The sequence below is a fragment of the Kytococcus sp. HMSC28H12 genome (assembly GCF_001816045.1).
Taxonomy (GTDB): Bacteria; Actinomycetota; Actinomycetes; order Actinomycetales; family Dermatophilaceae; genus Kytococcus; species Kytococcus schroeteri.
This window is the reverse complement of record NZ_KV824291.1, coordinates 1-4,262: the sequence shown is the minus strand read 5'-3', so window position 1 is coordinate 4,262 and position 4,262 is coordinate 1. Positions and strand designations below refer to the sequence as shown.

The 4,262-nt window shown below is 73.5% G+C and carries 5 protein-coding genes; all 5 read right to left on the bottom strand.

Annotated elements, in window-relative coordinates:
* Positions 1-117 precede the first annotated feature (117 nt).
* Positions 118-894: a hypothetical protein gene (locus tag HMPREF3099_RS01755; protein ID WP_141761930.1), complete on the bottom strand. Its 777-nt coding sequence runs from the start codon at positions 892-894 to the stop codon at positions 118-120.
* Positions 895-1,258: 364 nt separating this feature from the next.
* Entirely contained in the window at positions 1,259-2,161 is a 903-nt protein-coding gene (locus HMPREF3099_RS01750; protein WP_070703479.1) for an SDR family oxidoreductase, read from the bottom strand.
* A gap of 58 nt (positions 2,162-2,219) precedes the next feature.
* Positions 2,220-2,759, bottom strand: a complete 540-nt coding sequence (locus HMPREF3099_RS01745; RefSeq protein ID WP_070703478.1) for an ABC transporter transmembrane domain-containing protein — start codon at positions 2,757-2,759, stop codon at positions 2,220-2,222.
* A 16-nt stretch (positions 2,760-2,775) separates the two neighbouring features.
* On the bottom strand, positions 2,776-2,922 hold the full coding sequence (locus HMPREF3099_RS13335; protein ID WP_237769696.1) for a hypothetical protein: 147 nt from the start codon (positions 2,920-2,922) through the stop codon (positions 2,776-2,778).
* Between the two features lie 25 nt (positions 2,923-2,947).
* Positions 2,948-4,262 (bottom strand): NAD(P)/FAD-dependent oxidoreductase (locus HMPREF3099_RS12685; RefSeq protein ID WP_070703477.1); only part of this gene is annotated, 1,315 nt, incomplete at its 5' end.

The window sequence follows — 4,262 nt, the reverse complement described above, 5'->3', positions numbered from 1 at the left end:
ACTCGACAGTCGAGTTCAGCACCGGTGCGGGATCGGGTTGGGTGTCAGGCCGAGAACGGCACCGGTGCGGGATTGGAAGGGCCGGCGCGCCAGGGCCGGGGGAGGAGCGGGCAGCGGTCATGCGGCGCGGGTGCCGGAATCCTCCAACGCCCGCAAGAGGGCCTCGCGCAGACGTGCGGGACGACTCAGGTCACGGCTCGTCGCACGGATGACCGTCCACCCGGCAGCCTCGTACAGCCGGATGCGTTCGATGTCGAGTTGCCACTGACGCCGGTCGGTGCGGTGGTGGTCCCCCTCGTACTCCGCGGCCACCTTGCGGGAGCGCCACACGAGGTCGCTGCACCCGAGCCACTGGCCGTGGTCGTCGTGCACGTCGGCGTTCACCTCGGGAGCGGGGACTCCCCAGGAGAGCACCAGGTGGCGCAGGTGGGACTCCTTGGGGGAGGCCGCGTCCCCGTCGGCGATGGCTAGGGCTGCACGTGCGCGCCCGGCTCCCCGGCCACCCGGCGCCAGCGACCGGGCGAGGTCCTCCACGGTGAGCGTGCCGGTGAGCGGGCAGTCCCGTCCGATGAGCCAGTCGGCCGCGGCCGTCAGGTCCCGCTCTCCCAACATCGTGGCCAGCCCACGCCAGGTGGTGAGCAGGGAGGCGCAGCGAGCACCATCGACCTCCACGGCCTCGAGCGCAGCGTCCTGGTGTCCGCGGACCCCACGGCGTTGAGGTGCCCGGTGCGGCGGGCGGGCTGAGACGTGAACCGGTTCGTCACGTTGCCACGGCGTGGGGAGGGGGATCCCGTGGAAGCGTGCGGCGGTGATGTGGCTGGCGACGAGGTGCTCGGGCAGCGTGGACAGCACTGCCCGCACGATGCTCGGTCCTGCGAGGTCGGCTGGGACCATCAGACCCTGCGTGGGGCTCCAGGCGCCTTGACGGTGCAAGGCGTCGCGGGTCGTCGGTCCGCGGGAGGTCTCCACCCGTCGCCCGCGCGTTGTCCTGAACCAGGAATCCCCCTCGTGCATGTCCCAAGAGTGCCGCGTCCGGGGGATGGCGGGGCGGTGGTCGTCCACAGGCTGCGCGTTCGGTGGGGTTGCCGCTGAGCTGTGCGGGAAGGTGCGTCGCGAGAACCGCACCGGTGCTGAACTCGACAGTCGAGTTCAGCACCGGTGCGGGATCGGGTTGGGTGTCAGGCCGAGAACGGCACCGGTGCGGAGTTCGACCGGGGTGATGCCAGCGAGGGCGCACCAGGATGCCCGGACCGCCGGCTCACGGGCTGTCGGCGCCGCCGTTCACGTTGAGCGTCTCGCCCACCACGTAGCTCGCGTCGTCGCTGGCCAGGAAGACGTACGCCCCGGCGAGCTCGGCCGGCATCCCCGCCCGGCCCAGCGGCTGCTTGTGCCCGAAGGTCGGCAGCTTCTCCTTGGGCTGCCCCTCCACCACCTGCAGCGGCGTCCAGATGGGCCCCGGCGCCACGAGGTTCACGCGGATCCCCTTCGGTGCCAGCTGCTTGGCCAGGCCCTTGCCGAACCCGTTCTCCGCCGCCTTGGTGGTGGCGTAGTCCAGCAGGTGGTCGCTGGGGGAGTAGGCCTGCACGGAGGTGGTGATGATGATGCTCGACCCCGGCTGCAGGTGCGGCACGGCGGCGCGGCACAGCCAGAACATGGCGTACACGTTGGTGCGCATCGTCAGGTCGAACTGCTCGTCGCTGATCTGCGTGATGTCCGGCACCGACACCTGCTTGCCGGCGTTGCTCACGAGGATGTCCAGCCCGCCGAGCTCCTCCACGGCGCGGTCCACGAGGGTGTCGCACTCCTCGCGGGTGGTCAGGTCGGCCGGGATGGAGACGGCGCGGCGCCCCTCGGCCTCCACGAGGGCCACGATGCGGTCGGCGTCCTCCTGCTCGTCCGGCAGGTGGTTGATGGCCACGTCCGCGCCCTCACGGGCGTAGGCGATGGCGACGGCGGCCCCGATGCCGGAGTCGCCGCCGGTGATGAGGGCCCGCATGCCGGCCAGGCGGCCGTGGCCGCGGTAGCTGTCCTCGCCGAGGTCGGCGGTGGGCTCCAGCTGGGCGTCCAGGCCGGGGAAGTCCTGGTCCTGCTCGGGGGCGGTGATCCTGGGGAACCGGGTGACGGGGTCGGTCCCGGCGGTCTGCGGCGTCTTCTCGCTCATGCCTCCACTCTGCCGCGGACCCCCGGCGCCTCGCACCCGGAGCCCCCGGTGGGAGGTGTCACACCGAGAGGTCGTACTGCCGCAGGCGCCTTCGGTCGGCGGCCGACCCGGACTCCTGCAGCGCGAGCAGCTCGGCGTAGAGCCCACCGGAGCGGGCCAGCTCCGCGGGCGTGCCCACCTCGTCGATGCGGCCGTCCTTGAGCGTCTCGATGCGGTCCACCGTGTGCACCGTGGAGAGGCGGTGGGCGATGATCAGCGAGGTGCGCCCGGCCATGAGCTCGTCCAGCCCGGCCTGCACCTGACGCTCGCTGCGGGTGTCCAGGGCGCTGGTGAGCGTCGTCAGCCACACGTACAGGGGGAACACGATGAGCAGCACCAGCGCCAGCCACCACGAGTACCAGGCCGAGACCACCAGCACCGCGGCGGTGGTGAGCAGCATGGGCAGGAAGTTGTTGGCGAACCCGTTGAGGAACTGCGTGGTCTCGGAGATGTTGCGCGAGAGCCGGTTGATCACCGTGCCGGTGAGCTCGCGGTCGAAGTGGCGCTGCGGCAGGGAGAGCAGCTTGGCGTAGTACCGGCTGGAGAGGATGCGCCGCATGCGTACCGCCGTGACATCACCCCAGTAGCCCCCCGTTGGACAGGAGCGTGTTGGTCAGGTCGGTGGCCAGCAGGGCCACGGCCAGCAGCAGGATGGCGCGCACGTCGGCGTCCGTGTGGCCGCCGGAGCAGGGAGCGCACGGGTGGATCGTTCCACCCCGCACCGGGCGGTCAGGACAGCACGAGTGGTCAGGACAGGACGAAGTCCTCCGGTCGTCCGCGCAGCAGCCGGAGGAGGTCGCGGCGCAGTCCCGGCCACATGACCGCCTGCGGGTCGGGCACCAGCCCGGCGCGGCGCTGCAGGTCCGTCACACGACGCTCCCAGGCCTCGACCGCCCGGGGGGTGGCCACCACCCGCCGGGCGTCGCTGGACACCAGGGTGCGCACGAGCCGGGCGACCAGCGCGGCGCGTGCCCCGTGCAGGGCGGCGTCACCGCCCACCGGGAGGTCGGAGGCGGGGCCGTGGGTGACGAACAGGTTGGGCACGCGGCCGAGCGTGCCCAGGTGCGGAGCCCAGTCGGCCAGGAGGCCGCCGTCGGCGGCGTCGAGTCCCTCGATGCCGGCGCCCGGGCCCACCGGGTGCGCGCCGGTGGCCAGCACGAGGGCGTCCACGCGGTGACGGGTTCCCTGGACGTCCACCACGGCATCGGGGGCGATACGGTGCACGGCGGTGCGGTGCAGCGTGATGCCCCCTGCGGCCACCTGCTCGAACCACGCCTCGGACCGCACGGTGCCGCGCGAGAGCGGCGAGGAGGCGTGGTGCAGCTCCACCGCCTCGGGGTCCAGGTGCTGTCGGGCCAGGGCGGTGGAGGCCTGCATCGCGCGCTGCCACGGCAGCGGGGTGGGGTCCAGGGCGCCCTCGGCGAGTGCCCACGGCACGCGGGCGGCCGGCGGCAGACCTGTGCGGACCACGCGGCCCACGTCGCGGAGTCGCTGCCCGGCGGCGTCCACGCGGCGGTTGCTCGTCCAGAGGTCCACCGGGTCGGCGTCGGGGCGCTCGGGCAGCACCCAGGGCTGCTCGGGGGAGAAGACCAGCACGTCCGCGCCCTGCTCGGCCAGCGCAGCGGCGGTGTGCACGTGCTCGGTGGCCGAGAGGTGGCCGGCCGCAGGGGACCGGCCGTCCACGCCGGGGGCCAGGACGGCCACACGACGCCCGGCGAGGTCCAGGTCGGACTGCCACACGTGCGTGTGCAGCAGGGGCCCCTCGAAGGCGTCGGTGCCGCGCACCTCGGGCACCACCGGTTCGCCCTCGTGCCCCGTGGCCAGCACCAGGGCCCGGGCGTGCAGCTGGCTCCCGGAGGCCAGGGTGAGGGTCCACGAGCCGTCGGACTGCTGCGCGGCGCGGGTCACCCGGTCGTGCACCAGCTTCTGCCCGATGCCGGCCCACGCCCCCACCCGCTGCAGGTAGCCCACCATCGCCGGGGCGGAGGGGGAGCGCTCGGCGGGGGTGCGGTCGCGGTGGCGCAGGGTGGACTCGCTGAGCGAGCCGCGGCTGCGGGCGCCG

Excerpts from the sequence above, each read along its gene's own strand:
- HMPREF3099_RS01755 (WP_141761930.1), bottom strand. The coding sequence starts at position 894 with ATGGTCCCAGCCGACCTCGCAGGACCGAGCATCGTGCGGGCAGTGCTG.
- HMPREF3099_RS01750 (WP_070703479.1), bottom strand. The coding sequence starts at position 2,161 with ATGAGCGAGAAGACGCCGCAGACCGCCGGGACCGACCCCGTCACCCGG.
- HMPREF3099_RS01745 (WP_070703478.1), bottom strand. The coding sequence starts at position 2,759 with ATGCGGCGCATCCTCTCCAGCCGGTACTACGCCAAGCTGCTCTCCCTG.